This is a genomic window from Roseibium sp. (genome assembly GCF_965233565.1).
In the GTDB taxonomy this organism is placed as follows: Bacteria; Pseudomonadota; Alphaproteobacteria; order Rhizobiales; family Stappiaceae; genus Roseibium.
Window position 1 is genome coordinate 937,009 of sequence record NZ_OZ247494.1, and the last position, 25,799, is coordinate 962,807.

Here is a 25,799-nt window from a genome sequence, read left to right on the forward strand (position 1 = left end):
TTAGAAGCTGCACTTTGAAAGATTAAGACAAGCTCGGGACTGCACATGCGACGCCTTCTTTTCATCAGCCTCAGCGCGCTCACCCTTGCCGCCTGCCAGTCCGGTTCGTCGCAGCGCACACCGCTGCCCGAACAGCCGCAGCTGACAGTTCCGGCAGGAGCGCAATCGGTCAACATCGCGGCCGACCCGATGACCGTCCGCAGTGCCCTTGTTTCCAGTGCCCAGGAGCGCGGCACGATCGTCATCCAGGACCAGCCCAACATGGTGGTGATGGAACGCGCGATGAGCGGTGAGAACCCTGCCCTCGATTCCCAGTTCGGCCCGTCCGACAACGGCCAGCGGGTGATCCGGATTCGGGTGCGTTTCACCGGCACGCCCTGCCAGACCCTTGCCGTGCAGGACCTGGCCGTGATCAACAATTCGCGCACCGCGCTGGAACAGAGTTTCGTGTTGCCGGGCAATCCGAACACCATGCAAAGCCTGCAGGGTCTCAAGTCCCGCGCCGAACAGAACAGCTCTTGCCCGCCCATCACATCGTAACCGGCGACAGCTTTCCATTTGTCAAAAACATGAAAGGCGTGACCGGACACCGGCCACGCCTTTCTCATGCCGCCTTTCGCAGGACCGGTTCACAGCAGCGGGAAACGTCCCCCGGCCCCGCCCGGCATGCTCTTTGGCTGCCTAGGCCGGCAGGGCCTCTGGCGCGAACTGCCTCAGGAATTCCTCACTGGGCGGAATCGGCTTGATGACATCGATCAGGACACCGTTCGGGTCCTTCGTGATGAAATGGCGCTGGCCAAAAGGCTCGTCGCGCAGCGCTAGAAGGATCGGCAGGCCCTTGCTCTTTGCCTCTTCATAGATGGCATCGACATCCTCGACCTCGAAGTTGAGCAGCATGCCGCCGGCGCCGTTGCCCCGGCCCTCCTCCGGAATGGTCTCATGGGTCTGATCGAGCACCGCAAGATTGACCTTGTCATCGTCTTCGGACTGCAGATGCACATACCAGTCAGCCTCGAAGATGGCCTTGAAGCGGAAATTGTCCTGATAGAACCGGGAGGTCTCGGCGACCTTGGAAGTCATCAGAACCGGGTAATACTGCGTGCATTTCATCGCTCTTCTCCTGATGGGCCCGAACCCGTTCTGGCAGGGGCTATGCAAACCAACAAAAAAGACATACAGTCTGTATGTAATTTTTCAACTAACATACAGGCTGCATGTATGCAAGAAAAAAACGAACGGGACTCAGGCGGCCGTCGCACCCAGGCCGAACGACGCGCGGAAACCCGCCGGGCGCTCTTGGAAGCAGCGCGGGCTCTGATCGTGGAAAAAGGCTATGCGGAGACGGCAACACCGGAGATCGTCAAGGCGGCCAATGTCACGCGGGGCGCGCTCTATCACCATTTCGCCGACAAGGCCGATCTGATGCGGGCGCTGGTGCTGCTGGAGTCGGAAGCCATTGCCGCCGATATCAACGCGGAAACCGACACCAGCCAGACGCCGCTCGATGCCTTCATGGCAGGCGCCCAGGCCTATTTCACGGCCATGTCCGTGCCCGGCCGCGCCCGCATCATGCTGCTCGAGGGACCGACCGTCCTGGGCCTTGCCGAAATGGCCGAGATCGACCGCCAGACCGGTGGCGCCACGCTCTTGGAAGGTCTGCGCCACGCCGCCAATCATGGCGCCCTGAAGGACATTCCCCTGGAACCACTCGCAGACCTCCTCTCCTCCGCCTTCGACCGGGCGGCACTGGCGATTGCCAATGGCGAAGACCGCCAAGCTTATGAAACGGCGACCCGTAAGCTGCTGGCGGGCATCTTGAAGGAGTGAGTGTTGGCGGTAAGCAGCTCCCCCGTTGGCGGAAGAACGCCCGGCAACCACCTCTCCTCTATACGATAGGCATGTCCCCACCCCCGATGTCATCCCGGCCGGAGCGCAGCGGAAAGCCGGGACCCACTCGCGGAGCCGCTAGCCAAAGCGTCCGTCTTGTCGTCGACAAGGGCCAAACCCACCGCTCTGCGAACGAGTGGGCCCCGGGTCTCACGTTGTTCGCCCGGGGTGACACTGAGACAAAACTTCTGTGTTTCTCAATTGTCATCCCCGCGAGAGCGGGGTCCCAGGAGTCCGTGAGACTGGCGGCTGGATCCGCGGGCTCACGGCGTCCTGGGTCCCTGGTCTCCCTGCGGTCGCCTGGGATGACAGGAGAAGGATACGTCTCGTCTCTCCGGATGGATTTGCCTTGCCTTCAAAGAGAAACCACCCGTGTCGCGATCCTTCAAGACAGGCCCTTCTATCCGGCGCTAGAAACGTGTCGAACCAACTCGACAGGAGCCCAAAAGTGATTTTCCGGTATTCGATTTTGTACGTCGACGATGTTGCCACCGCGCTTGATTTCTACGAGCGCGCCCTCGGTTTCAAACGCGCGTTCCTGCACGAAAGCGGCGACTATGGCGAGCTGGCCACCGGAGAGACCAAGCTTGCCTTTTCCTCCAAGGCGTTGATGCGCCAGCTCGGCAAATCTCCCGGCACGCCGGATCCGGAAAAGCCGGTTTTCGAACTGGCCTTTGAAACGGACGACGTGGCCGCGGCTCTCAAGAAGGCCATCGCAGCGGGCGCGACGCTGGTCCAGGACGAGCGCGAAGAGCCCTGGGGCCAGACCACGTCCTATGTCAGCGATCCTTTCGGTTATCTCGTCGAGATCTGTTCGCCGGTCCAGTTGCCGAGCGCAGGCTGACAAATCTGCTCAAGGAGACCCGGGCGGGCCTGCAGCGCGCTCGGCGTCTGTCCGAACCAGCGCCGCATCTCGCGTGAAAAATGCGCCTGGTCGCTATACCCGCTCGCATAGGCGATCTCGGTCAGGGATTGCCCGCCCTTCAGGAGCCCGGCGGCCCGCCGGGCCCGTGCCAGCAGGCGCCAATAGTCCGGTGCGGGCAATCCCAACATCCTGACCTGCCTCTGCAACGTGCGTTTCGACACCCCCAGATCCGCCGCAACGCTCTCGACACTGGCCCCGGGTTCGACCAGCGCCAGCAGGATTTCCTCACCTGGCCCTCCGGCACCTTCCCGGGCCGCCAGTTCATTGCCGAGCATCTCCTCCGCCCGGCCGCAATCGCGCTCGATCTCGGCCAGAACGGTCGGCCTGATGGTCGCTCCGGGCCGTAACCTGTAGCCGGCAATCTCCGTTCCGGCAGCAAGCTCCGCCACGCGTGGCCGCAGATCCAGCTCCGTCAGAACGATTTTCTCGCGCGCGCCGGGCGCACGGACAATCAGAACGTCGCGGCAGCCGTCGGGGTAAACAGGCGCGCGTTCAGCCGTGGCGGTGCGATGGTACCAGGGTTGGAAGGGAGTGGAGGGTGGCATGCCTTCAGGCATAGCAGGAGTGGCGCTTTGATGGGAGGTCCGAAGTAAACCGTATTTCCGGCTATTCGACCGAAGCGATACGTCGCTCCCGCCCCCTGTAACGAACGAATCCCTCGAGACAGGCCGACACGTGGTCCCTCTCCCTCTCACATGCCGCCAGCAGCCCCGCCACATGCGCCGCCGCCGGGCTGGCGCCGCGGATGTCCGGATATCCAGCAGCCTCCGGGCACGCGCCAAAAACCGCATGCGGCAGGTCGAGGCGGGAAAGCTCAACCGGGACGCAGCGGGCGTCCCCCTGGACGGAGAGAACGCCGTAGAGTGCGGCCGGGTAAACCAGTTCGCCGCGTGCCGGAGCCGAAGCGATGACAATGGTTCCGGCCTTCTGCAGACGGGAGACTGCGATGCTCAGGTCCACCGAAGAACGGGCCATGCCGAAAGCGCAAAGGACAAGGTCGGGCGGCGTGTCCGCCAGCCAGTCCAGGGCCGTGCGCACATAAGGCAGACGAGTGGCCAGCCGCCCCGGGAAGACCACTGCGTTGACGATTGCAGCTTCAGGCGCATGAGACTGGATCGTACGCGCCATGGCGGCTGCGTGTTGTCCGGCATGGGGGGTGCCATCCGCCTCGCAGAGCCAGGCCTGACGTTCCAGGCCCGGCCAGTCCGCCGGCAGTGCACCATCTATGAGACCGATGCGGGTCATGGTGTCCCTCCCCCTCCTGTCGCGTAGTCTTTGAGGTCCAGTTCAAGGTCGAAAGTGCCATAGCGCGCCGGCTCGCCATGCGTGACGATGATCCGGCTGCAGCCCTTGTAGCAACGATCGATCGCGGACATGATCCGGGTGACCCGCACGCCATCGACTTCCGAGAGGCTCTCGTCCAGTACCAGGACGCTGAAGGGTTGCAAAAGCGCCCGGGCCAGACAGAGCCGCTGACGCTCGCCACCCGAAAGCTCAAGCCCGCCCTCGCCCAGCGCTGTTGCCAACCCGTCGAAAACGAACCGTTCCTCCAGTTCAACGAGTTGCAGGACCTTCAGCATGTCCTGGTCCGTGGCGGTCGGACAGCCGAGACGGAGATTGTCGGCAAGCGTCCCGGAAAAGACGTGCCCTTTCTGCGGCACCAGTGCCACCGCGCCGCGCAAGTCCTTCAGTGCCAGCTGTCTGAGATCGATGCCGCTCAGAAAAACCGTGCCCGCAGCCGGATCAGCGTGACGCTGCAGCAAGGACAGGAGCGAGGACTTGCCACTCCCTGAGGGCCCTGCAAGCCGAAGCTTGCACCCCGCGGGGACACACAGGGACAGGTCCTGAAACAGCGGCGAACCATCTGCCGGCGTGTAGGCGACGTGGTTCAGAACCAGATCGCCCGGTCCGACACCGAGCGGAACGGGCGCTGCGGGATCGCGCACGTCCGGTGTGGCGCTCATGATCTGGTCCAGCCTGTCGAGCGCGGCTTTCATGCGCGCCTGGCCGTGCCAGAGGGAGATCAGAGACTGCATCGGTCCGATAAGGAAACCGAGATAGGCGATAAAGGCGATCAGTGAGCCGAGCGGCATGGTGCCGTCGATGACGGCCAGCCCGCCGACCAGAAACACCGCTCCGCGCAGGATCGCGGTCAGCACCATCGGCACGGCACGGGTCAGCTCCGACCACATCTGCGCTTTCATCAAGGCGTCGACCAGGGTGGTTTGGCGGATCTCGATCCGGCCGGCAGCCGCGTCGGCCGCATTGAGCGCTCGGAGGGCACCAAGGCCCGTGATGGTCTCCGCAAGGCCTGAAGCCAGATGACCGCGCGCCCGACGCACCTCCATTGCCTTTTGGTGCGTGACCGGTCGCGCTCTTGCGAAGAACAACAGCTCCAACGGTGCCAGCGCCAGAGCCAGCAGAGCGAGCTTGGGTGCCAGCACGAACAGCATCACCAGCCCGCCGGCAAGCCGCAGCACGCTGCCCGCGCCGGAGACGAGAACGGCGAAGGTGAATTGCTGAACCTCACCGGCATCGCCATCGAGCCGGCTCATCAGTTCACCGGTCTTTTGCCGCGCCTGCCAGCGGGGCGATTGCTGAAGGATCCTTGCGACCGCCGCCCGGCGCAGATCCGCCAGCAACCTGGCAGAAAACTTCAGATGCAGCAGGGAATTCAACGCGCCCAGCGCCAACGCGGCAAGACCAATACCGAACAGGGCAGCGGAAAAGACAACAAGCGCTTTTCTGTCGCCGGTCATCAGGCCCTGATCGATCACCAGCTTGGTCAGATAGGGCGGCACCAGCCCCGCCGCCGCCGTTACCATCGACAAGGCAAACAGCGCGGCCAGCGGCCCGCGATACGGCGTTACCAAAGGCAGCAACCAGGCAGCTTCCCGGTCGCCGAACAGGCGGTTGAACAGCCCGCGCAGAAGCGGCCGGTGTTGCGGCGTTTCCTTTGCGTTCGTCAATATCTCTGCGAGAGGCGTTGCCTGTTTCATTGCTCTGCCATTTTCAAAACCATCTCTCCATTGTCATCCCCGCGAAGGCGGGGACCCAGTACTCCGTGAGGCCAGCGGCAAGACCCGATAGCTTTCGGCGTACTGGGTCCCGGGTCTCCCTTCAGTCGCCCGGGATGACAACGGGAGGGCTGTACGCGCCTCAAGATCTCCGCCTCCTCAATTGTCATCCCCGCGAAGGCGGGGAGCCAGTACTCCGTGAGACCGGCGGCAAGACCCGATAGCTTTCGGCGTACTGGGTCCCGGGTCTCCCTTCAGTCGCCCGGGATGACAACGGGAGGGCTGTACGCGCCTCAAGATCTCCGCCTCCTCAATTGTCATCCCCGCGAAGGCGGGGACCCAGTACTCCGTGAGACCGGCGGCAAGACCCGATAGCTCTCGGCGTACTGGGTCCCGGGTCTCCCTTCGGTCGCCCGGGATGACAACGGGATGACTGTACGCCCGGTTCAACCAAGGGCATTGCCACCTAACTCCCGGTGTTGATCACATGCATCGTGCCTGCGGCCATGTCGCCGCCGGACGGCAACAGGATCTCGCCAATGCGCTCCAGGCTGTCGGCGTCGTAGATGCCGATGTCGTCATTGGTACCGCCGACATAGATCTCCTTGCCGTCAGAAGAGATGTTGATGCAGTAATAGGTGTGCGGCAGGTCGACCCGCTTGATCAGCTCTTTCTTGTCGACGTCATGCTTGGAAAGCTGTGTGTAGACGCCATAGAGCTTGGAGGTGTCGTTCGGATCGCGGATCGCTGAGAACATGATCACTTCAAGGCTGGCGAAATCCTCGATTGTGCTCTCGCCGGTGCTGAGGTCGACACTCTGATAGCCCCAGACAAAATCGGCGATTTCGCTGAAGGTCTCGTCGGTGAATTTCGCGGCCGAATAGAGCAGCATGAACTCGTTCGCCTGGGTGCCGATGGGCCAGAAGGCCAGCACATCCGGTGGGGAATAGGTCGGCCGGTCCCAGCTGGCATTGGCGATCTTGACCGTGCGCTCACCCGTCTTCGGATCAAAGGCATAAATGTCATGCCCGGCGGCATAGACCTCGCCGTTTTCACCGGTTGCCATCACGGTGACCCGGCGCGGGCTCGGGAAGGTCCGGGCCGGCGCAGCGTCGAGGCCTGCCGCCGTCTCGTAAACCGCAAATTCCGGTTCCATCACTTCATAGCGATCAGAGAGCAACCGCACCGGGTTGCGCACGGTGTAAAGCTCCTTGCCGTCCTTGGAGACCGCAAGCGAGGCGATCGTCTTGCGGCGAATGTCCCCTTCGGACTGGTGCGCGGAAAACACCGTTTTGCAGGTGGCCAGTTCGATGCCGAAGACATCTTCCCAGCGGTTGCCGAGGATGTAGGCGATGGAATTGTCCGGCGACATCACGATGACGCCGGGCATCAGGTTGAAGTCGAGCTGGCAATCGGTTTCGATCGTGCGTGCCTTGGCATCGATCACATAAAGCCTGTCAGGCTTGGCGACGGTGACGATCAGGTCCCTGGCCTGTGCCGGCAGACCGGAGAGCCCGAGGCAGAGCACAGCCGTCGCGGCTGCGAAAAGAGTTCGCATGGAATTACTCCTTGGGTTTTGTCGGGCCATCAGGTTTCGCTGTCGGCCGGGAACACCGTGCCGAGCGAGCGCCAGTCCTTGCCGGCATTGTCGGCGCCGTCGTTCCAGTCCTTGTAGGAATTCATGGTGTCCGGCACCTGGGCCGGCCACCAGCACGGATCGGAACAGCCGTATAGATCAGCCTCCATCGGCTGGCACAGGGCGGCAACGCCGCCGAACGGGTCGACCTCCCAACCCGGATCAAGGGTCGAGGCGCAGCCGGCAACCACCGTCTGCATCGCCCGGACCTCGTCCATCTTGTCGCTCTCAACGGCCGCAACCACGCGGTCGGCTTTCTGGTTCAGGGGTTTCAGATGTCTCATTTGCCGTATGCCCTCCGCGGCATGATGTGATCGGAAAAGAAGGCAGGCGCGCCGGCGATCAGCTCGCCATAGACGCCAATGCCAAAATCGACCCAGTCGCGCATCAGGTCGCAATAGTGGTAGGTCGGCTTCATCGGGTCTGAGAAATGGGCGTAGCTCTCGTGGTAGCAGCCACCCGCACAAATGTTGCGGATGCGGCAGGTCGAACAGCCCTTGTCGGTGCGATCGGCCCGGTCCTCGATGAACCGTGCCAGCTTCTGCTTTTCAATGCCGCTGTCCACCGAGCCATAGGTGTCCATGTCGGACCCGGTGAACCGGTGACACAAGTTCAGGCCGCCCTCATGATCGACTGCCAGCATGCCCAGTCCCGCCCCACAGGGAAGTGCCTTGGAGCGACCTTCATAAAGATCGTTCATCAGCTGGTGCATGTTGGAAAAGCCGATGTTGCGGCCGAGAAGCGCCTCGTCCCGGTAGTGTCGGCCGAGCCGCTTCATTTCCTCGAACACCGTTATGAGTTCGTCCCCGGTAAGGTTGAACGGCGTAACGGGGCCGGAGGTCACCGGCGAGAAGCCCACCTCGTGAAAACCGATCTCGTTCTTGAGATGATCCCAGATGTCGTAGACGGCCGTGACGCCGCTTGTCAGCGTCACCCGCCCGCCAACAGGCCGGGAGGAGTAGCGCTCCAGCAGCATCCTGGTCTTGCGGGCGACCACGTCGTAGGTGCCTTTGCCGCCGACGGTCTTGCGGTTCTTGTCGTGGAGTGCCCTGGGCCCGTCCATGGAGATTGTCAGGCCGAATCGATGGGTATTCAGCCAGTCGACATTTTCTTCGGTCAGCAACGTTGCGTTGGTGGTCAGCGAAAAGTCTACTCGCTTGCCGAGGCTGCCAAAGCGCTCCTCTGCATAGGCGACCACCTCGCGGATCAGCGCCAGATTGCTCAACGGTTCGCCGCCAAAGAACACAACGTTATAGCTGTCCCGGTCCGAGCTTTCGGCCAATAGCAGCTCAATGGAGCGTTTGGCCGTCTCAAAAGCCATGCGCCGGCTTTTCGACGGCGTATCCAGGTCCTCCTTGTAACAATAGGTGCAGGACAGGTTGCAGCCCGTGTTGACGTTGAGAACGATCGTCGTCAGCGGAAAGTTCTCGATGTGAACCGGCGGCCGTTCGGCCCTGGGCGCGCCGCCGTCGGTGATGATGTCGAGGTCGAGCAGAGCCCGCAGACGCTCGGTGACGAGATCCGGGTCCACCCGGCCCTCGAACCGATCCCTGACGTCGCTTTCGGTGACCTGTGACCGGTCCCGGAAGAGATCGATCACGTCGCTGTCGAGCCTGTCGATCTCAAACAGGGAGGTCGTCGGCACGTGAAACAGCAGCTGCCGTCCGTCCACCTCGACCCGGTGCGCATTTTGCGGCTGAAAAAAGAGATATCCCATGATGCATTGCTCCTTGTTCAGCGGATCGGCGGATCGTTCCAGCGCTGGACGGTGACGATCAGTTGTCCCTCGCCGGTGACATCGCCGTTCGTTGCCAGCACTTTCAGATTGCCCGCATTGTTGGTGGAAAACGGCCGGTCCGGATTGGGGCCGGCGACACCCGGCACGAAGATACCGAGCTCGGTATCCATCTGGCCGGCATGTTCGACATCCTTCAGGTGTTCAGCTTCCTCATTGAAGGGTTCAACCGACCATCTGGCGGGCACGACCCCGATGCGGATGTCGTCTTCCGTGCCGGCTTCGCCGTCCGGACCTTTCCAGTAGCCGACCGCGTCGAAACGGGCCGGGACCTTGCCGGCCGAACCGCCGCCACCGCCAACCCGGGCGACGCCAAAGGCAGGCTCGACTTTCAGGCTGTCGATATGGCTGTAGACGGCAATCGCGTTTTCCGCAGCTGCTTCACCGGACGCGACGCTGATCAAGCCATCTGTGTCATCTGCGGGCGCGACCTTGATCGACGCGCCGTAGAGGTTAGCCGCTCCGCCGGATGCCTCCAGAGCGCCGGAAAGGGCAACATCGCCAAGACCGGTGCCGACGACCTGAACGGTTTTCTCCGACCCTGCCGGCAGTGTTGACGGCACGACGCCGGCAATGGCTGTTTCGCCACCTGCCTTGACCGCCCGGAAGGCGCCGCCAAGGCTGTCCTCCGCATGGAGGAACTGCCGGCCGGAAAGACGGTCTCCCTCCTCCGACATCGCCAGGATCTGCCGATACTTGTCGCCGCCAATATCCAGATTGGCCCGCCATTCATAGCCTGTATAGACATTGAGCCTGCCGGAGACCGGCAGTTCCTCGCCCGCCGCTGTCACCAGCGTACCGGAGACGGTGAATGGCTGGGCATCGCCCGACACCTCAAGGCGGCCATAGGCTTCGCCCTTGTCCGGCAAGGTGGTGGTGAACAGCCAGGTACCATTCGCCTCCGGTTTCCGGGCTTCAAGCCAGGCCGTCCAGGCATCCGATTCCAGCGGATAGCGCTCGGCCAGCAGCGGCACGATTTCCTCGCGCGCGATCTTCAGCCATTCCCGGTCCCGTCCAAGCGCCTGGTATTCCAGCGTCTGGAACTGGCCGACATGGAAATCAATGTGAAGATCCCACTCTTCCTGTGTGCGCCGTTGAAGGGTGAAGCGGGCAGCCGAGTGGCAGCGTGAGCACATTTCTCCAAAAGGAGCATCGACATCCTCGACGACAGAAGGTTCGCGCTCCAGGATATAGCGATAGTCCGCTGCTTCGCTCGGTGCGAGGCCCTGCGTCTCGGACAGGTAATGCACCAGTTTGCCCTGATCCTCCGGCGTGATTTCCATGCCGTGGAAGAGCCGCATGCGTACGATGGTCATCAGCCAGCCTTCCGGCGTTTTCCGCTGGCCCTTGACCCGGCTGAGGGCACCTGTCTCGTCGGCCGCATGGCAACCGCCGCAATTGGCATCAAGCAACGCCGGCCCGTCCTCGGCAGTGGCCGGCAATGGCATCAGGAGCAGGAGACCGGCCAGGCCGGCGAGATGCCCCTTTCGCAAACTGGGTATCATGCTGTTTCCCTTGTTCTGGTTGATTGCTGATTGGATTGGCTTGTCCCGCCATTGATCAGACCCCGGCTTCGCAGCCATGGATAAGCGGCCTGGAGCGCCGGAGACGGCTTGCCAGTGACAGATTTTGGAGTGAGATCCCCCTTGAACGTTTTCAGAAGGTCAGCGACCGGAAGCCCGGCAATGAAGGCCACTCCGCCCGGATCCTGCGGTGTGATCAGAACGTCCCGCTCAACAAGGCGGTTGTTTTCAACCACAACACGGGTCTCCAGCCGGCTCTTGTCCGGGACCTGGTGCGCTGGGCGGTTGTCGGGCCAGTTCGAACGGCGATCCCAGAAGGCGTGACCGGCGAGATCCTGTTCAAGGGCGTAGAAATCGCGGCCGATGCGCGCCTGGCGCCAGAAGGTCTCGACCACCCTGGCGCGATAGAACCGCGCCGCCAGAAAACCGCCGCTTGCCGCATTTTCCAGGATTGTCAGAACCATCGGCACGGCGGCCAGTGCAGAGGAAAGCGCCCAGAAAAGCCCGTGACCGGAGAGCGGGTCGATCGCCACGGCCGCATCGCCAACTGGAATAACCGGCAGTGTGAGCTCCGGCGCAGAAAGAACCAGCCCGGCTGGCCGCGCCAACAGCGATGACCTGAGGTTGAGCTTGGCGAATTGAGACCTGAGCTGCGGCTGCATCAGGAAACGCTTCAACCGGTCTTGAAGTGCAGCCTGGCCACCGCCGACAAGACTGTCTGCTTCCACGCAGATCTGGAGCCAGCCGCCAAGTCCCGGCGCCCTGGCCAGCCACATCCACCCCTCAGGCGACGACGCGACATATGTTCCAGGTGCCTCGAACGCTCCGTCGATCCGGCCGCTGATGGCCAGCGTCTGAGGCCCTTTCAATCGGCGGGATGACGGCGCCTGGCGGCCGCGCGCATCGATCACCAGTCGCGAGCAGACAGAGGTTCCGTTTGAAAGCGTGACGATAACGCCCTGATCCGGGGCGCTTTTATCGATCCGGCCAAGTCGCGCTTCAATCACGTCCGCCCCAGCCTCGACAGCAGCAGACCTCAGGGCCTGATCGAATGCCGGGCGGCGCACGAGACGTTCACCATTGGCACTGCTCTGCAGTCCTGCCCAGTCGACTTGCCGATGTCCCGGTTCACTGGCAGTTGCCATGGCGGCCGACAGGTAGCGGCCCTCAAGAAGCCGTGCAACACGGTCGCTCAGGCCTTCCAGGCGCGTTGATCCCATCGCCGGATCGACGATCAGAACCTTGCAACCGGCACGCGTCAGCTCACGCGCTGCGAAGGCACCGGCGGGCCCGCCCCCGGCGACGACACAATCGTAATTGATCACCAATACTGTTCCCTCGTCCGGCCGCCCAAGTGTTCAAGGTGCGAAGCCAGATCTCTCTGTGGGCGCCATTAGGGGAGCGGTTCGGATCTGCTTTCCCGACAATTTCGGCCAATCTTTTCCGAAACGGCAAAAACGCCCGCTCATCATTTGCATGACCTGGGAATGTTTGATGTAGTCGAGACAACAGCCCGCCGTTACCTGCGGCAGGTTGCGGAGGAGAGGCTTCGAACCGAAGCGAGGAACATGCCGAAAAGCGCAACCATCATCTCGGGCGCGTTGAACGGTCTTCAGGCGGTGTTGACGCAACAGGGCCTGGAGCCGGAAGCACTCGGCCGCCAGAGCGGCCTTCCCGTTTCGGTCTGGAAAGACACCGGACACGAGATCCCGCTCTATGCCTTTGTCCAGATCTATGAGAACGGCGCGGATCTGCTCGGACAGCAGAGCCTTGGCTGGCAGTCCGGCCCGCTTCTGGACCTCCATGACCTGGGCGACCTCGGCGATGCTCTTTTGACCGCTTCCACTGTCGGCTCTGCGCTGCGTACTTTCGAGCGGTTCATCAAGTTCATCCAGAGCGAGACCGATCTGCAGCTAGCCGTGGAAGACGGGGTTGCCACGCTGACCTATCGCATTCTCAATCCGGATATCTGGCCGCGCAGGCAGGATGCTGAATTCACACTGTCCGTCTTGATCGAGCTGATCCGTCGGGGAGCCGGAGCCGCGTGGTCTCCCGATCTGGTATGTTTCGAACACACCGCATCACGGTCTCAGGCCAGCTCGATGGCCGCGGCCGGAAGCTTCTGCCTGTTTGACTGCGAGACCAATGCCCTCAGTTTCCCCGAAAGCGTGCTCGCGCTGCCGATGCCGAAAGATGACAGCCTGCGCCATCGCAGCGTGCTGCAGCACTTGAGCCGGGAACTTGCGCAAAAGGCCCGTGCCCGCTCCCTGACGGCACGCACCCGTACGGCGATCTACGAGACGCTTGGCACCGGCCAGGCCGACCAGGAGACCATTGCCCGCCAGCTCGGACTGTCCCGGCGGTCCCTGCATCGTCATCTTGGTGAAGAAGGCACCCGCTTTTCGATCCTGCTGGACGATTGCCGCTACCGCGTGGCCCGCCACGCTCTGATCGATACGCCGCACACCCTGGCCCAAATCGCCTGCGAGCTCGACTATTCCGATCAGACCGCCTTTGAACGGGCCTTCAAACGCCGCACAGGCGTGACGCCGAAACAATTCCGGCAGGCGCTCATTCGGCGATCCGGTTGATCTTCAACACCGCTTTGCTGAACCGGCTAGGCGCCGGAATAATCTGCCCCGATTACAACCTTTCCTCTTGTTGACTTAGCGTAATTTTCATCGTTTGATTGCATTCGCCAATTGCCAACTTATTGAATAACCTTGGTTTTGCGGCGCACAAAGTGCACAGGGGAAGGACCCACCCATGACAATTTCCTTTAAGAATTTGGCCGCAGCGCTGGCCGTGTGCGCCTCTGGCGCGCTCGCGCTGCTGCCAGCAGATGCGCGCGCGCAATCTGCAGACAAGCCCAACATTCTCGTCATCTGGGGCGATGATGTCGGACAATCCAACATTTCGGCCTACACGATGGGCCTGATGGGGTACCGCACGCCCAATATCGACCGCGTCGCCGATGAAGGCATGATCTTCACCGACTATTATGGCGAGCAGTCCTGCACAGCCGGACGCTCTTCCTACATCATGGGCCAGAGCGTGTTTCGCACCGGCCTGTCAAAAGTCGGTCTTCCGGGCGCCGATCTCGGCATGCAGGAAGAAGACCCGACAATCGCCGGCCTTTTAAAGGCGCAGGGCTATGTCACCGGCCAGTTCGGCAAGAACCACCTGGGCGACAAGGACGAGCACCTGCCGACCAACCATGGCTTCGATGAATTCTTCGGCAATCTCTATCACCTGAATGCCGAGGAAGAGCCCGAGAACGAGGACTATCCCGGCGACATGGTGCTTGCGGACGGTAGGACGTTCCGCGAAGCCTTCGGACCGCGCGGCGTCATCAAGTCGTCGGCTGACGGGTCCATCGAGGACACCGGTCCCCTGAGCAAGAAACGCATGGAAACGGTTGATGAGGAAACCGTCGCGGCGGCCATCGACTTCATCAAACGTGCACATGAACAGGGCCAGCCCTTCTATGTCTGGTGGAACGGCACCCGCATGCACTTCCGGACGCATGTGAAGGACGACATGCGCCAGCAGGCCAACCAGATCGCCGGTCGCAATGTCGACGAGTACACGGCCGGCATGATCGAGCATGACCTGCATGTCGGACAGTTGCTCGATCTTATCGATGAACTCGGCATTGCCGACAACACCATCGTGCATTATTCGACCGACAACGGTCCGCACTACAACACCTGGCCAGACGCCGCCGCGACCCCGTTCTTCGGCGAGAAGAACACCAACTGGGAAGGTGGCTGGCGGGTCCCGTCCATGGTGCGCTGGCCTGGCAAGATCGAAGCAGGGTCCGTCTCAAACGAGATCATGCACCACATGGACTGGTTGCCGACCTATCTGGCAGCGGCCGGTGTTCCGGACATCAAGGAACAGCTGAAAGCCGGCGGTGTCCAGGCAATCGGCCGCGAATACAAGGTTCACCTCGACGGCTATAACTTCCTGCCGGTGCTGACCGGTGAGACCGACAAGGGACCAAGAGCGGAGATCTTCTATTTCTCCGACGACGGCGACCTGACGGCACTTCGCTGGAACGACTGGAAACTCGTGTTCATGGAGCAGAAGGAATACCAGACCCTGCGCGCCTGGATCGAGCCCTTCACGGAGCTGCGACTGCCCTTGATCTTCAATCTGCGCCGCGATCCCTACGAGCGGTCCTACCGGACGTCCAACACCTATTATGACTGGCTGATCGACCGGGCCTACATGCTTGTCCCAGCGCAGCAATATGTCGGCAATTTCCTGGCGACCTTCCAGGAATTTCCACCGCGCCAGAAAGCCGCCAGTTTCTCGCTGGAGCAGGTCATGGACAAGCTGACAGCCCCGGGCGGCGCTCAGTAACCAACGCAGCAAATGAGGTGGCGGTAAGCGCCACCTCCACCTTTCCGCCGGTTGACCGCAGCGCGGTAAACCGGCGTTTGTCGCATTGCCTCGCCGGGAGCCACTCATGCAGATTTCCACGTGTCTTTGCACAGTCCTGATGGTGACGGCGGCCACGCTCGCATCCGGAGCCTCGGCACAGGACATCTCTGCTAAGCCGAAGCTGGTGTTACAGATCACGGTTGATCAGTTGCGCGGAGATCTTCTCTTCAGAAATGCCGCTCATTTCGGCGACGGCGGCTTCCGCTATCTCCTGGACAACGGTCTCTATTTCACCGACGCCCATCACCGGCACGCCAATACCGAAACGATTGTCGGCCACACGACGCTTGCGACAGGTACGGACCCGGCGGTACACGGCATGGTCGCCAACGTCTGGTTCGACCGCAAAACCGGCCAGCCGAACTACAACGTCCAGGACGGCAATTATGCCCTCCTGGCCCATGCCGGCATCGATCAGTCAACCGAGATCGACCCGACGCAACGGGCCGCCACCACGGACGGCCGCTCCCCCAGCGCAATCCTCTCCTCGACCCTGTCCGACGAGATCGCCATCGGCATCGCCGGCAACCCGAAGATCTTCGCGGTTTCGGTCAAGGATCGTGGTGCCATTTCGATGGCCGGGCACACCGGGACGGCGTACTGGTTCTCCAAAAGCGAGGGCCGATTCGTGACCTCGTCCTACTACATGGACGCCTATCCGGACTGGGTCGATGCCTGGAACAGCACCGGGCACGTCCTGTCCTATGCGGACACGGACTGGGAACTTTCCGACGCGCGAGGCAGCTACCGGTTCGGCGACATGGATGACATGGAATGGGAAACGGATTTCCCGGGTTTCGGACGGGTTTTCCCGCATCCTTTCGGTCCGGCCAGCCAGAAATACTACACCACCTTGCTCACGCTCAGCCCGGCCGGGGACGAGCTGACCGCAGACTTTGCCAAGTCGCTGATCGACAACGAGGCGATCGGCACGGATGACGTCACCGACTATCTCGCCGTGAGTTTCTCCTCAACCGACTATGTCGGCCATATCTTCGGCCCATCCAGCCTTGAGGCCGAGGACAACCTGCGCCGGCTCGACCGCACGTTGTCCGACCTTCTGGCCCATGTCGATCAAAAGGTCGGGCTCGACAGGACGCTTGTTGTTCTGTCCGCAGATCACGGTGCCGCCGAAGTTCCGGGTTATCTCAAGTCTCTCGGTATTCCGGCCAGCTATTTCAGTTTCGACGACATCGATAAGCGCGAAGCGGCCGAAACGCTGACGCGGGAATTTGGTGCAGCGAAGGAACTCATCGAAACCTTCTCCCAGCCTTACGTCTATCTGAACGAGGACTATCTGGAGCAAAACGGCCTTGAAAAGGAAGACGTTGCCCGGACGCTCGCAACAGAGCTTCAGAAAATGCCGGGCATCGCCCAGGCAGTTTCGAGCGAGGACCTGCGCGCAGGCGCTGTAGCTCAAACCACCATCAGCAGTGCCATCCTGGCCAATTTTCACCCCGAAAGATCCGGCGACATTTATGTGGTGTTCGAGTCCCACTGGTTCGTCGGGGATTTTGACGGGCTGCAGGTCGCCTCGCATCACGGTTCGCCCTGGAGCTACGACACGTTTGTCCCCCTGATTTTTGCAGGTCCGGGCATTGCCCCCTCCAAGGTTGCCCGCCGTGTGGAAACCGTCGACCTCGCCCCGACGGTCGCAGCCTATCTCGGCATCAAGCCACCCAGCGGCGCGCGCGGTCAGGTGCTGACGGAAGTGCTGGCCGGGCGCGCAGACAATTGAACGGACCCATCATGAGCGACACGCTTTCCAGGATTGAGGACCTCAAGGCGCGCATGCAAGAGGCCATTATCGGCCAGGAAGGCGTGATTGACCGGCTGATCATCGGCCTCCTGGCAAACGGCAATCTTTTGGTCGAGGGCCTGCCGGGTCTTGCCAAGACACGCGCCATCAAGGCGCTGGCCAGGAACCTGGAAGCAGATTTCAGCCGGATCCAGTTCACACCGGACCTTCTCCCCTCCGATGTCACCGGAACCGATGTCTACTACCAGGCCGGCGGCAGCGCCGAGTTCCGCTTCGAACCCGGCCCCATCTTCGCCAATATCGTGCTGGCGGACGAGATAAACCGGGCGCCTGCCAAGGTCCAGGCGGCCCTGTTGGAGGCCATGGAAGAGCGGCAGGTCACTGTCGGCGGCAAGACCCACAAGATGGAACCGCTGTTCATGGTGATGGCGACCCAGAACCCGGTGGAACAGGAAGGCACCTACCCGCTTCCCGAGGCGCAGATGGACCGTTTCCTGATGCATGTCCTGATCTCCTATCCACCCGTTGAGGACGAGGTGGAGGTGATCCGGCTGATGCGAGGCGAAGAAATCGCAGCCCTCGGCGAGAGAAAAGAAGGTGCCTCAACCGTCTCACAGACAGCACCAGTTTCGCAGGAAACCGTGTTTGCCGCGCGGCGGGAGATCGCTGCCATTCATGTCTCCGAAGCGATGGAGCGCTACATGGCCGATCTCGTCAATACGACCAGGTTTCCAGAGGCTTACGGCGACAATCTCAAGCGCTGGATCGAAATCGGAGCCTCACCCCGCGCCTCTCTTGCCCTCGACAGATGCGGGCGCACTCACGCCTGGCTCAGCGGACGGGACTATGTCGACCCGGAAGACGTTCATGCCATCGTCGCCGATGTTCTGCGCCACCGGCTTGGGCTCAGTTTCGAGGCCCAGGGTGAAGGCATCGATCCGGACAGGGTGGTTGAGGAGCTGAGAATGCAGGTGGCACTGCCTTAGGGAGGGAAACCATGCGGGACAGGGCCGCGCGCCTGCGCAGCGGACTTTCACCAAAGTCGCCCGGTTCGGAAGAAGCCGATCCGCGTGTGCGCATCGATCTCGCTCACCTCCTGTCCCTGGAAGGCAAGGCGCGCGGCCTGACGTTTCTGCCGCATCAGCCAGCTCGCAGCATCCTCAATGGGCGTCACGCATCGCGCCTGCGCGGACGCGGCCTCAATTTCGAGGAACTGCGCGACTATCTCCCCTCGGACGATGTTCGATCCATCGACTGGAAAGTCACCGCGCGCACCGGCAAACCTCATGTGCGTGTCTTTACCGAAGAGCGGGACCGGCCCGCCCTGATCGTGGTGGACCAGCGCATGTCCATGTTCTTCGGCTCCCGGCTTAACATGAAATCGGTCACAGCGGCCGAATGCGCCGCTCTTGCCGCATTCCGGATCTTTGATCAGGGCGACCGCGTCGGCGGCCTGGTCTTCGGGGATGAAGCCATCGCGGAAATCCGTCCGCGCCGCAGTCGCTCGTCCCTGACCAGCTTTCTGGCCGCAATCAGCGAAGCCAACGGCCTCCTGCGCGCCGAAGCCCCGTCGGTCTCGCCCATGCCGCTCAACACGGTTCTCCAAAATGTCGCACGCATTGCTCGGCGTGACCATCTGGTTCTGGTATTTTCCGATTTCGACGAAATCGACGAGACAACACACCGTCTCGTCGCCAACCTTTCACGGCACAACGACCTCGTCCTGTGTCTGGTGTCTGACCCTTATGCGGACATGGTGCCTGCCGGCATCCGCATCATTGTTTCAGATGGCACGCTCCAGGCAGAGATCGACACCGGCGACCGGTCGGTGCACCAGAGGCTGCGGGACATGGCCATGGGACGGCTGGCGGAAATCCTGGACTGGCAGCGGCGCTACGGTTTTCCTGTCATGCCGCTTTCCTCCGGCGAGGACAGCATCGCGCAGATGGCGCGGCTTCTGGGCAGGGTGGGACAACGCCGATGAGCGACACCGGCACCAACCCAGTGACCCTGGTCGACCTGCTGGACCGCCTGGCCGAACCGGCCGACCCGGGCCCCGTCTCCATGGTTCCCCAGACCTGGGGCTGGATTGCCCTTGCCATCCTGTTTGCCTTTGGTGTCGCGGCCATTTTGGTTCGGCTACAGCGCCGCTACCGGGCCAATGCCTACCGCCGAGAGGCCCTTGCCGAACTGACAAATATCGCGGAGAACCCTGCGGATATTGCCTATCTTCTCAGGCGAACCGCACTCGCGGCCTTCCCTCGACAGGACGTTGCCGCCCTGACCGGCCCCTCCTGGATCGACTTTCTGACGCGGACCGGGCGCGACTGCACGTTCGACGGCAACGCTGCGGAAGCTCTTCTTGGGGCTCCCTATCGCGCCATGCCGCAGCCGTCACCCGAATTGACTGCCCTGGCCGAACGCTGGATCCGCACCCATCGGCGGGAGGTGCCCGCATGATCGGGTTTGCCTTCCCATGGGCCTTTCTTGCCCTTCCCCTGCCCCTTCTTGTCCTCTGGTTGGTGCCCGCCCACAAGGAACAGGTCCCGGCGCTGCGGTTCCCGTTTTTCCGGCGCATCACCAGGACTGCGGGAACAATGCCTGGCCCGGGAGCCGTTGTTCTATCGAGATCTCGCCTTCAGATGGGCGTGGCGGTGCTTGTCTGGTGTCTTCTCTGCCTTGCCATGGCCCGTCCCGAACGCATCGGAGACGCTGTCGAAGTCACACGCGCGGCAAGGGATGTTGTCCTGGCCATCGACATCTCCGGATCCATGGACACCCGGGATTTCCGGACACCGGACGGTGCCCCCAAACAAAGGCTGGCCGCTGTCAGGGACGTCGTTGACGGCTTCATCGCCGGACGGGACGGTGACCGAATGGCGCTCATCGTGTTTGGAACAAAGGCCTATGTCCAGTCACCGCTGACAGAAGACCTCGACACGATCACCACCCTTCTCGGGCAAACTCAGGTCGGCATGGCCGGCCCGCACACGGCACTCGGCGATGCCGTCGGCCTTTCCATCCGAACCTTCGAGATCAGCGACATAGAGCAGCGTCTGCTCATCCTCCTGTCGGACGGTGCGGACACCGGCAGCCGCATGAGCCCTGTGAATGCAGCAGAGATCGCTGCCGGAAAAGGTATAGAAATCTACGCCATCGGCGTCGGCGACCCCAAGGGGTCGGGTGACAACCGGGTCGATCTGGAGACGCTTAAAGCCATTGCCTCGCGCACGGGCGGGGAGTTTTTCTTTGCCGAAGACGAAGCCGGATTGACCGATGTCTATGACCGGATCGACACGCTGGCACCGCGTGAGACCCGGTCCCTGTCCTATCGCCCCAAAACCAGTCTGGCACATATCCCGCTGGCGGTCGCCGCAGCGATCGGCATTCTGGCAACAGGTTTCCTGGCTTTTTCCGGAAGGATCGGGAGGCGAACAGCATGAGCGAGCTCGGCTTTATCCTCTCCGAACTCCACTTCATTCGGCCTCTCTGGCTCTTGCTGCTGATCCCGGCTCTCCTGGTCTGGTTTCTGGTTCGGCGCAGAGCAACACGGCAGGGTCCGGAGATTGACGGTCTCGCGCCGCATTTGCGCGCAGCTCTGACAGTCGGGTCCGGCAGGAAAAAACGGCTGCTGCCAATTGACGGCGTTGCGCTGGTGCTGGTTCTGGCCGTTCTGGGTTCGGCCGGTCCGACCTGGTCACGCCAGCCAGATCCGTTTGTCGCCCAGACCGCCCCGATGGTCGTTGTTCTGAAGGTAACCCCGTCCATGACGGCCAACGACATTGCGCCAACGCGGCTGGAGCGCGCAAAGCAGAAGATCACGGATCTGCTGGCTTTGCGCGCAGGCGCGAGAACCGCCCTGGTCGCTTATGCCGGCACGGCCCATTCGGTCGTCCCCATGACCAACGACCCGACCGTGATGCAGCCTTACCTGGAAGGACTGGCCCCCGACGTGATGCCCCGGGAAGGCGATGATGTGGCCGCGGCTCTGGACCGCGCCAGGTCCATGCTGGCCTCTGCGGACACAAGCGGTGCCATCCTCCTTGTTCTGGATGCGCTCGACCCGGCAGATGCAAATGCCCTGGCCGGCGACGAAAACGCAGACGTTGCCATCGGAGTTCTCGCCATGTTGCCAACCGGGGCGAGCGATCCCGGTCTGGACGCAGTCGACAAGGTCAAGGTCCGCGTCACACCGGATGACAGCGACCTGCGCACGCTGGACCGATCTCTCAATGCAGATTACCGCCGCGCGCTCAACGAAACAGGAAGTCAGCCCTGGGACGATCGCGGCTGGATGCTGGCCATCCCGGCAGCGCTTCTGACGCTGATCTGGTTCCGGCGTGGCTGGACCATGCGCTGGTCGGCCTGGGCACTGGTGGCCGGCTTGACGCTGAGCCTGCCGGATCAGGCGAAAGCCGGTGTCGCCGACTGGTTTCTGACGCCGGACCAGCAAGGCCAGATCGCCTTCAACAACAAGGAGTACAAACGGGCTGCCGCGCTTTTTGTCGATCCCATGTGGAAGGCCCGCGCGCTTTACAAGGATGGGCAATATGAAGAGGCGGCGCGGACCTATGACCGGCTTGACACCGCAGAAGCTGCTTTCGCCAAGGGCATGGCGCACATGCGCAGCCGGGGATATCGTGACGGCATCGCGGCTTTTGAGGAAACCCTGAAACTTGATCCCGATTTTCCGCAGGCCGCCGCCAACCTGAAGGCCGCCCGGGAAATTCTCGACTACATCGAAACCACACGAGAGCAATCCGACACCGGCGAAGAGGCAGGCATCGGCGCTGACGACACCGTCTTCGACAATGAGGAAGAGCGCGGCACGGAGACGGAGATGAACGTTTCGGAAGACGGCGACCGGCTTCTGACCACGGACCAGTGGATGAGCTTTGTGGACACACGCACCGGCGATTTCCTGCGTCAGCGTTTTGCCATCGAGGCGGCCGAGCAATGACCCGCAGCGCGTTTCTCACACTGACCGCATTGCTCTGGCTGTTGCCGCAGCTTTCACTGGCGGCCGATCTGCCTGAGCCGATCGTCGAAGTCGAATTCGAAAAGACCCAGACGATACCGGGTCAGTTCCTGCCCTTGCGGATCACCGTTCTCGTTCCGACCTGGATGCCGCAGCCTGCGGTCTTTCCCACGCTGGACGCCCCGAATGTGCGTGTCAGACTGCCTGAGCGCGCAACATCGCCGACAAGCAGGCGCATCGACGGTGAAGACTGGTCCGGCGTCAGCCGGCGCTATATGATCACGCCCCTTGTACCAGGCAAGTTCTCGCTTCCGGGCGGGGCCGTCGACATAACCTATGCCGATCCGGACAACACATCCGTGCCGCTGACAACCTCTGTGGATCTGGGGCCGATTGAAATCGAGGGGATTGTACCGGAGGGAGCGGAACAGCTCACACCTTTCATTGCTGCGAAGACGCTGAAACTCACTCAGGAAATTTCCGGCGAGACCACGGACCTGAAACCGGGGGACAGCATCCGCCGCACGGTTACCGTGGCACTGACGGGCGCGTCTCCCATGATGCTTCCGCAACTGACGGAAGTTCCGCAGATCGAGGGCTTTGCGGCCTATGCGGAGACGCCGGTGCTGGAGGAAAAGGACGATCGCGGCCTCCTCTCCGGCAGCCGCAAGGAAGTGGTGACCCTGATGGTGCAGGGCAACGGACAAGGGGATCTGCCTGCCATAGAGCTCTCCTGGTACAATATCAGCTCCAAGACGGTTGAAACCGCCTCCCTGGAAGCCGTCTCCGTCTCGGCGACGGGAGCGCCTGCCCTTACCCGCGAGAGCCTCACCCGGTTCGACGCACGGACAGTCCTTGCCATGGCGACAGGTCTCATTGTCCTCCTGGTTTTGGCTTATCTTTGCTGGCCACACCTTGCCCGATTGAGAAGGGAGCGCCGGGCCAGATATCAGAAAAGCAAGGCCTTTGCCCGCAGGCGCCTCCTGGCGGCAATCGAAAGTCAGGACTATCCGGCGACTGTAAAGGCCTTGAAAATCTGGACAGAGCGACCACCCCATCTCAGACAGAAGGATCAGACCAGGATCAGGGAGGCCCTCCACCTGCTTGGCGCAGACCGGTATGGAGACCATCCCCGGAAAACCGGACAGGAGGGCTGGCGCATTCTGGCCGACGCGGTCCGCCGGTCGGTTCCGGACGAAAGACAAGATGCCGACAAACACGCCCTGCCCCTGTTGAACCCGTAGCGGCAAGACCGTTACCCGTCTGCAAGCTCCGGATGGTCATACGCCTCGGGATAGGGCATGGGCCTGATGGGTCCGAGCGGCACGACGCCGTTCCAGGACCGCCCGAAATAGCCTTGCCGGCAATGGACGAGCGAGTTGCTGGCGGCAACGCCCGGCAGGGCATGGACCCGGCACAGCCAGCGCCAGAGGTTCGGATAATCGACAATCCTGGCTCCGTTCAACTTCATGCGCACCGCGTAAACCGGGTCATGCCGGTAGAGCGTCGGGAAGAGACGCAGGTCCGCTTCCGTGAACCGGGCACCCGTCAGAAAGGGGCGGCCATCGTCAAGGCGTGCCTCCAGCTTCCCCAGCATGTCGAAATAGGCCTCAAAAGCAGCAGCATAGACAGACTGATCGGAAGAAAACCCGGCCTTGTAGGCGCCGTTGTTGATGGCCTGGTAGATCTGTTCGTTGAGCGTGTCGATTTCAGAACGCATGTCCTTGTCAGCCGGGTAGAGATCCACTCTCGCCGCATCCTGACTGTCGCTCCCGAGCGCAAGGGCATGGGCGTTCAACATGCGGATGATCTCCGCACTTTCGTTGCTGACAATCCGCTTTTGCCGTTTGTCGTAGAGAACGGGAACCGACTTTTCATCGGACCCTTCGGCCCGGTAGATGTCGCGCACCAGGCGGTATCCCTGCCCTGTTGCCGTTTCGTGCGTGCATTCGGGAAGAGTAGCTCCGGTCAGGCTGGCGATCTTGTCCGGTGCGAATTGCCAGAAGTTGGGTCCTTCCGGATCCTCTTCATCGGTCCGCCCCGGAAAGGCGATGTCCAGCGTGATCGCGTTTTGAAGCCCGAGAATGTTGCGGGCCAGTGTCACCCGGTGACACCATGGGCAGTTGAGCGCAACGAAGAGGTGATAGCGCCCCGGTTCCGGCGGAAACTCCGGATCGCCGATTTCGGACCGGAAACCGCTGACGCCGCGCACGAATTCACCTCGCGCGCGGCGCCCGGCCGCATCTGCCTGACTTTCTTCCACTGCATTGTCCGGCGTCTTGTCCGACATGGGTCTTCCCTTATCCTCGCAGGCGGTGATGTAGAATGATCGGCACTGCCAATTCTTCTTCATCGCCCAAATGCCGGTCGAGCAATGTTTCAATCATTTGTGCGGCAGGCAGTAACTTGCCGGCTTCCTCACGCGCCTGAGCCTCGTCCAGCTGTGTCAGCTTGATCGCACGATTGGCGGTGCCGGCAAAGCCATGCAACACCTGGTCGAGCGTTTCATGATCCTTTTCCAGGATCTCCAGCCCTTGATCGAACCGGGGATCGGCCGCCGAGAGTTCCGGAAAATAGCTCCGGTCCTCCCACGTGTGATGGCCGTGCAGATTGCCCACCAGCAGGTTGCCGAAGCGGGACAGGCGCAGGGCGAATTCTTCCGCGCCCATGGATTTGTCCAGATAGGCTTCGGTGTCGCTCCGCACCAGCTCCGACAAACGCCGAAACCCCTGATGCGCGCCCAGCCAGTTGCGGGTCTTTTCATGGAAGCCCGGATGTCCGTCCCAGCTCTCGCGCGGATATTCCGCCAGGAGAAGACGCATTTCGTCCGGCATGTCCGCGGTTCGAATGTCCAGATCTGCAAGCATGACGTCTCCTTTCTGTCTCGGGTCATTCGGACGGGGCAAATCCCGTTCGATCGGCAGGTAAGTTGTCCACCTGCCAGTCACCAGACGCAAAAGATCGATCACACTGTTCAAGAATAGAGAACGATAAGAAGGCTGCTTTCAGCCGAATGCAGTTTGCCTTGCCTGACCATAGACGGCGTCCAGGATCACATCAGGGCTCAGTACCGGTGTGATGGCCGTCGCCAGGGCAAAGTCGTCGCCATAGACATTCTCGCCGGGGAAAGCGACGGTGGCAATGCCGGCGTCCACCGATGCGCTCAGGCTTGCGGCGCTGTCCTCAATGGCAACGGCATCGCCCGGATCAAGGCGAAGTTTGTCCAAAGCCAGATGATAGGCTTCCGGATCAGGTTTTGGCGCGTTTACCTGGCTGCCATCGGTAACGATGTCGAACATGTCACGGGTGCAAGCCGGCGCCAGCGCCACCAGCAACCGCTCGATATTGCCACGGCCGGTGGTGGAAACCAGGCCCAGCCTGATGCCGTTGTCTCTGGCCCACAAGATCGTTTCGGCAACACCTGCACGCAAGTCCAGCGGCTTTTCGGCAAGAAGCTGATGATAGATCGCGGTTTTGGCGACATGGATGGATCTGGCATCGACCACCTGACCGCGGCTGAGCGCAAAAGCCTCGATCCGGTTGGCACCGCCCGTGGTTTTCAAGAGCGCCTGATAAAGGGAGCGATTCCAGCGCCAGCTGAGCCCGGCCAGCGCAAACGCCCGGTTGAACGCTTCGCGCTGCATTTCCGAGGTTTCGGCCAGGGTTCCGATGGACCCGAACAGAATTGCTGCCGGCAGTGTCATCACACATGCCCCTTTGTTTCAAAACGCCACAATGTATGCGTTAACACTTTACTTTGCAACCAGAAGGTTTATTTGCCGTAAAAACAAGTAAGCAAATGGTGTATTTCCCGTTTCCCTCAATCCAGA

Annotated in this window: 24 protein-coding genes; 12 read left to right on the top strand and 12 right to left on the bottom strand. The window is 61.8% G+C overall.

All coding sequences use genetic code 11. The features are described 5' to 3' along the window. The first annotated feature begins 45 nt into the window (after window positions 1-45). Window positions 46-540: a hypothetical protein gene (locus ACO6TG_RS04545; protein WP_094071405.1), complete on the top strand. Its 495-nt coding sequence runs from the start codon at window positions 46-48 to the stop codon at window positions 538-540. Between the two features lie 141 nt (window positions 541-681). Here the strand turns inward: ACO6TG_RS04545 and ACO6TG_RS04550 are convergent, their stop codons facing one another. Beyond that, window positions 682-1,110 (bottom strand): VOC family protein, encoded by a 429-nt coding sequence (locus ACO6TG_RS04550; RefSeq protein WP_422377077.1) that lies wholly within the window; start codon window positions 1,108-1,110, stop codon window positions 682-684. Window positions 1,111-1,218: 108 nt separating this feature from the next. On the opposite strand from ACO6TG_RS04550, the gene ACO6TG_RS04555 reads away from it, so the two are divergent. Continuing rightward, entirely contained in the window at window positions 1,219-1,827 is a 609-nt protein-coding gene (locus tag ACO6TG_RS04555) for a TetR/AcrR family transcriptional regulator (RefSeq protein ID WP_422377078.1), read from the top strand. 508 nt (window positions 1,828-2,335) lie between these two features. Beyond that, window positions 2,336-2,731, top strand: coding sequence for a VOC family protein (locus tag ACO6TG_RS04560; RefSeq protein ID WP_422377079.1), 396 nt, complete (start codon window positions 2,336-2,338; stop codon window positions 2,729-2,731). On the opposite strand, the gene ACO6TG_RS04565 is transcribed toward ACO6TG_RS04560, so the two are convergent. The 8 genes from ACO6TG_RS04565 to qhpG form a co-directional block, all read right to left on the bottom strand. Beyond that, window positions 2,683-3,357 carry a helix-turn-helix domain-containing protein gene (locus tag ACO6TG_RS04565; RefSeq protein WP_422377080.1) on the bottom strand — a complete coding sequence of 225 codons (675 nt, stop codon included), beginning with the start codon at window positions 3,355-3,357 and terminating at the stop codon, window positions 2,683-2,685. The two genes, ACO6TG_RS04560 and ACO6TG_RS04565, sit on opposite strands and share 49 nt — an antisense overlap. Window positions 3,358-3,418: 61 nt before the next feature. Next, a complete protein-coding gene (locus ACO6TG_RS04570; protein ID WP_422377081.1) occupies window positions 3,419-4,057 on the bottom strand; it encodes a hypothetical protein in 639 nt (212 codons plus the stop codon). Further along, window positions 4,054-5,781, bottom strand: coding sequence for an ABC transporter ATP-binding protein (locus ACO6TG_RS04575; RefSeq protein WP_422377082.1), 1,728 nt, complete (start codon window positions 5,779-5,781; stop codon window positions 4,054-4,056). The genes ACO6TG_RS04570 and ACO6TG_RS04575 overlap by 4 nt, the downstream gene beginning before the upstream one ends. A gap of 514 nt (window positions 5,782-6,295) precedes the next feature. Next, complete coding sequence (peaD, locus tag ACO6TG_RS04580; protein ID WP_422377083.1) at window positions 6,296-7,387, bottom strand: quinohemoprotein amine dehydrogenase subunit beta; 1,092 nt, start codon at window positions 7,385-7,387, stop codon at window positions 6,296-6,298. Between the two features lie 29 nt (window positions 7,388-7,416). Then, entirely contained in the window at window positions 7,417-7,749 is a 333-nt protein-coding gene (gene qhpC, locus ACO6TG_RS04585) for a quinohemoprotein amine dehydrogenase subunit gamma (RefSeq protein WP_094071412.1), read from the bottom strand. Further along, window positions 7,746-9,182 (bottom strand): quinohemoprotein amine dehydrogenase maturation protein, encoded by a 1,437-nt coding sequence (gene peaB, locus ACO6TG_RS04590; protein WP_422377084.1) that lies wholly within the window; start codon window positions 9,180-9,182, stop codon window positions 7,746-7,748. Before peaB ends, qhpC begins: the two co-directional genes overlap by 4 nt. 17 nt (window positions 9,183-9,199) lie before the next feature. Further along, complete coding sequence (gene peaA, locus ACO6TG_RS04595; protein WP_422377085.1) at window positions 9,200-10,765, bottom strand: quinohemoprotein amine dehydrogenase subunit alpha; 1,566 nt, start codon at window positions 10,763-10,765, stop codon at window positions 9,200-9,202. Continuing rightward, on the bottom strand, window positions 10,762-12,108 hold the full coding sequence (gene qhpG / locus ACO6TG_RS04600; protein ID WP_422377086.1) for a flavin-dependent monooxygenase QhpG: 1,347 nt from the start codon (window positions 12,106-12,108) through the stop codon (window positions 10,762-10,764). Before qhpG ends, peaA begins: the two co-directional genes overlap by 4 nt. Window positions 12,109-12,270: 162 nt before the next feature. On the opposite strand from qhpG, the gene qhpR reads away from it, so the two are divergent. The 9 genes from qhpR (at window position 12,271) to ACO6TG_RS04645 (ending at window position 23,213) form a co-directional block, all read left to right on the top strand. Further along, entirely contained in the window at window positions 12,271-13,374 is a 1,104-nt protein-coding gene (gene qhpR, locus ACO6TG_RS04605) for an AraC-like transcriptional regulator QhpR (protein WP_422377087.1), read from the top strand. Window positions 13,375-13,549: 175 nt separating this feature from the next. Next, window positions 13,550-15,151 (top strand): arylsulfatase, encoded by a 1,602-nt coding sequence (locus ACO6TG_RS04610; RefSeq protein WP_422377088.1) that lies wholly within the window; start codon window positions 13,550-13,552, stop codon window positions 15,149-15,151. 106 nt (window positions 15,152-15,257) lie between these two features. Continuing rightward, window positions 15,258-16,970, top strand: coding sequence for an alkaline phosphatase family protein (locus tag ACO6TG_RS04615; RefSeq protein ID WP_422377089.1), 1,713 nt, complete (start codon window positions 15,258-15,260; stop codon window positions 16,968-16,970). A gap of 11 nt (window positions 16,971-16,981) precedes the next feature. Further along, entirely contained in the window at window positions 16,982-17,977 is a 996-nt protein-coding gene (locus ACO6TG_RS04620; protein WP_422377090.1) for an AAA family ATPase, read from the top strand. 11 nt (window positions 17,978-17,988) lie between these two features. Continuing rightward, the gene (locus tag ACO6TG_RS04625; RefSeq protein ID WP_422377091.1) at window positions 17,989-18,975 is read left to right on the top strand and encodes a DUF58 domain-containing protein; all 987 of its coding nucleotides are present in this window, start codon (window positions 17,989-17,991) and stop codon (window positions 18,973-18,975) included. Further along, on the top strand, window positions 18,972-19,451 hold the full coding sequence (locus ACO6TG_RS04630; protein WP_422377092.1) for a DUF4381 domain-containing protein: 480 nt from the start codon (window positions 18,972-18,974) through the stop codon (window positions 19,449-19,451). Before ACO6TG_RS04625 ends, ACO6TG_RS04630 begins: the two co-directional genes overlap by 4 nt. Continuing rightward, entirely contained in the window at window positions 19,448-20,434 is a 987-nt protein-coding gene (locus ACO6TG_RS04635; RefSeq protein WP_422377093.1) for a VWA domain-containing protein, read from the top strand. The genes ACO6TG_RS04630 and ACO6TG_RS04635 overlap by 4 nt, the downstream gene beginning before the upstream one ends. Next, the gene (locus tag ACO6TG_RS04640; protein ID WP_422377094.1) at window positions 20,431-21,951 is read left to right on the top strand and encodes a VWA domain-containing protein; all 1,521 of its coding nucleotides are present in this window, start codon (window positions 20,431-20,433) and stop codon (window positions 21,949-21,951) included. Before ACO6TG_RS04635 ends, ACO6TG_RS04640 begins: the two co-directional genes overlap by 4 nt. Next, the gene (locus tag ACO6TG_RS04645) at window positions 21,948-23,213 is read left to right on the top strand and encodes a hypothetical protein (protein ID WP_422377095.1); all 1,266 of its coding nucleotides are present in this window, start codon (window positions 21,948-21,950) and stop codon (window positions 23,211-23,213) included. The genes ACO6TG_RS04640 and ACO6TG_RS04645 overlap by 4 nt, the downstream gene beginning before the upstream one ends. A gap of 11 nt (window positions 23,214-23,224) precedes the next feature. Here ACO6TG_RS04645 and ACO6TG_RS04650 read toward each other — a convergent pair whose 3' ends face one another. From ACO6TG_RS04650 to ACO6TG_RS04660, 3 genes are all read right to left on the bottom strand, one after another. Beyond that, complete coding sequence (locus ACO6TG_RS04650; RefSeq protein ID WP_422377096.1) at window positions 23,225-24,259, bottom strand: glutathione S-transferase C-terminal domain-containing protein; 1,035 nt, start codon at window positions 24,257-24,259, stop codon at window positions 23,225-23,227. Window positions 24,260-24,269: 10 nt separating this feature from the next. Next, window positions 24,270-24,836, bottom strand: coding sequence for a hemerythrin domain-containing protein (locus tag ACO6TG_RS04655; protein WP_422377097.1), 567 nt, complete (start codon window positions 24,834-24,836; stop codon window positions 24,270-24,272). A gap of 138 nt (window positions 24,837-24,974) precedes the next feature. Then, window positions 24,975-25,673 carry an HAD-IA family hydrolase gene (locus ACO6TG_RS04660; RefSeq protein WP_422377098.1) on the bottom strand — a complete coding sequence of 233 codons (699 nt, stop codon included), beginning with the start codon at window positions 25,671-25,673 and terminating at the stop codon, window positions 24,975-24,977. Window positions 25,674-25,799 lie beyond the last annotated feature (126 nt).

What these genes read in the sequence shown, in the direction of transcription:
- ACO6TG_RS04545 (WP_094071405.1), top strand. Translation starts at nt 46, where the DNA reads ATGCGACGCCTTCTTTTCATCAGCCTCAGCGCGCTCACCCTTGCCGCC.
- ACO6TG_RS04550 (WP_422377077.1), bottom strand. Translation starts at nt 1,110, where the DNA reads ATGAAATGCACGCAGTATTACCCGGTTCTGATGACTTCCAAGGTCGCC.
- ACO6TG_RS04555 (WP_422377078.1), top strand. Translation starts at nt 1,219, where the DNA reads ATGCAAGAAAAAAACGAACGGGACTCAGGCGGCCGTCGCACCCAGGCC.
- ACO6TG_RS04565 (WP_422377080.1), bottom strand. Translation starts at nt 3,357, where the DNA reads ATGCCACCCTCCACTCCCTTCCAACCCTGGTACCATCGCACCGCCACG.
- ACO6TG_RS04570 (WP_422377081.1), bottom strand. Translation starts at nt 4,057, where the DNA reads ATGACCCGCATCGGTCTCATAGATGGTGCACTGCCGGCGGACTGGCCG.
- peaD (WP_422377083.1), bottom strand. Translation starts at nt 7,387, where the DNA reads ATGCGAACTCTTTTCGCAGCCGCGACGGCTGTGCTCTGCCTCGGGCTC.
- qhpC (WP_094071412.1), bottom strand. Translation starts at nt 7,749, where the DNA reads ATGAGACATCTGAAACCCCTGAACCAGAAAGCCGACCGCGTGGTTGCG.
- peaB (WP_422377084.1), bottom strand. Translation starts at nt 9,182, where the DNA reads ATGGGATATCTCTTTTTTCAGCCGCAAAATGCGCACCGGGTCGAGGTG.
- peaA (WP_422377085.1), bottom strand. Translation starts at nt 10,765, where the DNA reads ATGATACCCAGTTTGCGAAAGGGGCATCTCGCCGGCCTGGCCGGTCTC.
- qhpR (WP_422377087.1), top strand. Translation starts at nt 12,271, where the DNA reads ATGTTTGATGTAGTCGAGACAACAGCCCGCCGTTACCTGCGGCAGGTT.
- ACO6TG_RS04610 (WP_422377088.1), top strand. Translation starts at nt 13,550, where the DNA reads ATGACAATTTCCTTTAAGAATTTGGCCGCAGCGCTGGCCGTGTGCGCC.
- ACO6TG_RS04615 (WP_422377089.1), top strand. Translation starts at nt 15,258, where the DNA reads ATGCAGATTTCCACGTGTCTTTGCACAGTCCTGATGGTGACGGCGGCC.
- ACO6TG_RS04620 (WP_422377090.1), top strand. Translation starts at nt 16,982, where the DNA reads ATGAGCGACACGCTTTCCAGGATTGAGGACCTCAAGGCGCGCATGCAA.
- ACO6TG_RS04625 (WP_422377091.1), top strand. Translation starts at nt 17,989, where the DNA reads ATGCGGGACAGGGCCGCGCGCCTGCGCAGCGGACTTTCACCAAAGTCG.
- ACO6TG_RS04630 (WP_422377092.1), top strand. Translation starts at nt 18,972, where the DNA reads ATGAGCGACACCGGCACCAACCCAGTGACCCTGGTCGACCTGCTGGAC.
- ACO6TG_RS04635 (WP_422377093.1), top strand. Translation starts at nt 19,448, where the DNA reads ATGATCGGGTTTGCCTTCCCATGGGCCTTTCTTGCCCTTCCCCTGCCC.
- ACO6TG_RS04640 (WP_422377094.1), top strand. Translation starts at nt 20,431, where the DNA reads ATGAGCGAGCTCGGCTTTATCCTCTCCGAACTCCACTTCATTCGGCCT.
- ACO6TG_RS04645 (WP_422377095.1), top strand. Translation starts at nt 21,948, where the DNA reads ATGACCCGCAGCGCGTTTCTCACACTGACCGCATTGCTCTGGCTGTTG.
- ACO6TG_RS04650 (WP_422377096.1), bottom strand. Translation starts at nt 24,259, where the DNA reads ATGTCGGACAAGACGCCGGACAATGCAGTGGAAGAAAGTCAGGCAGAT.
- ACO6TG_RS04655 (WP_422377097.1), bottom strand. Translation starts at nt 24,836, where the DNA reads ATGCTTGCAGATCTGGACATTCGAACCGCGGACATGCCGGACGAAATG.
- ACO6TG_RS04660 (WP_422377098.1), bottom strand. Translation starts at nt 25,673, where the DNA reads ATGACACTGCCGGCAGCAATTCTGTTCGGGTCCATCGGAACCCTGGCC.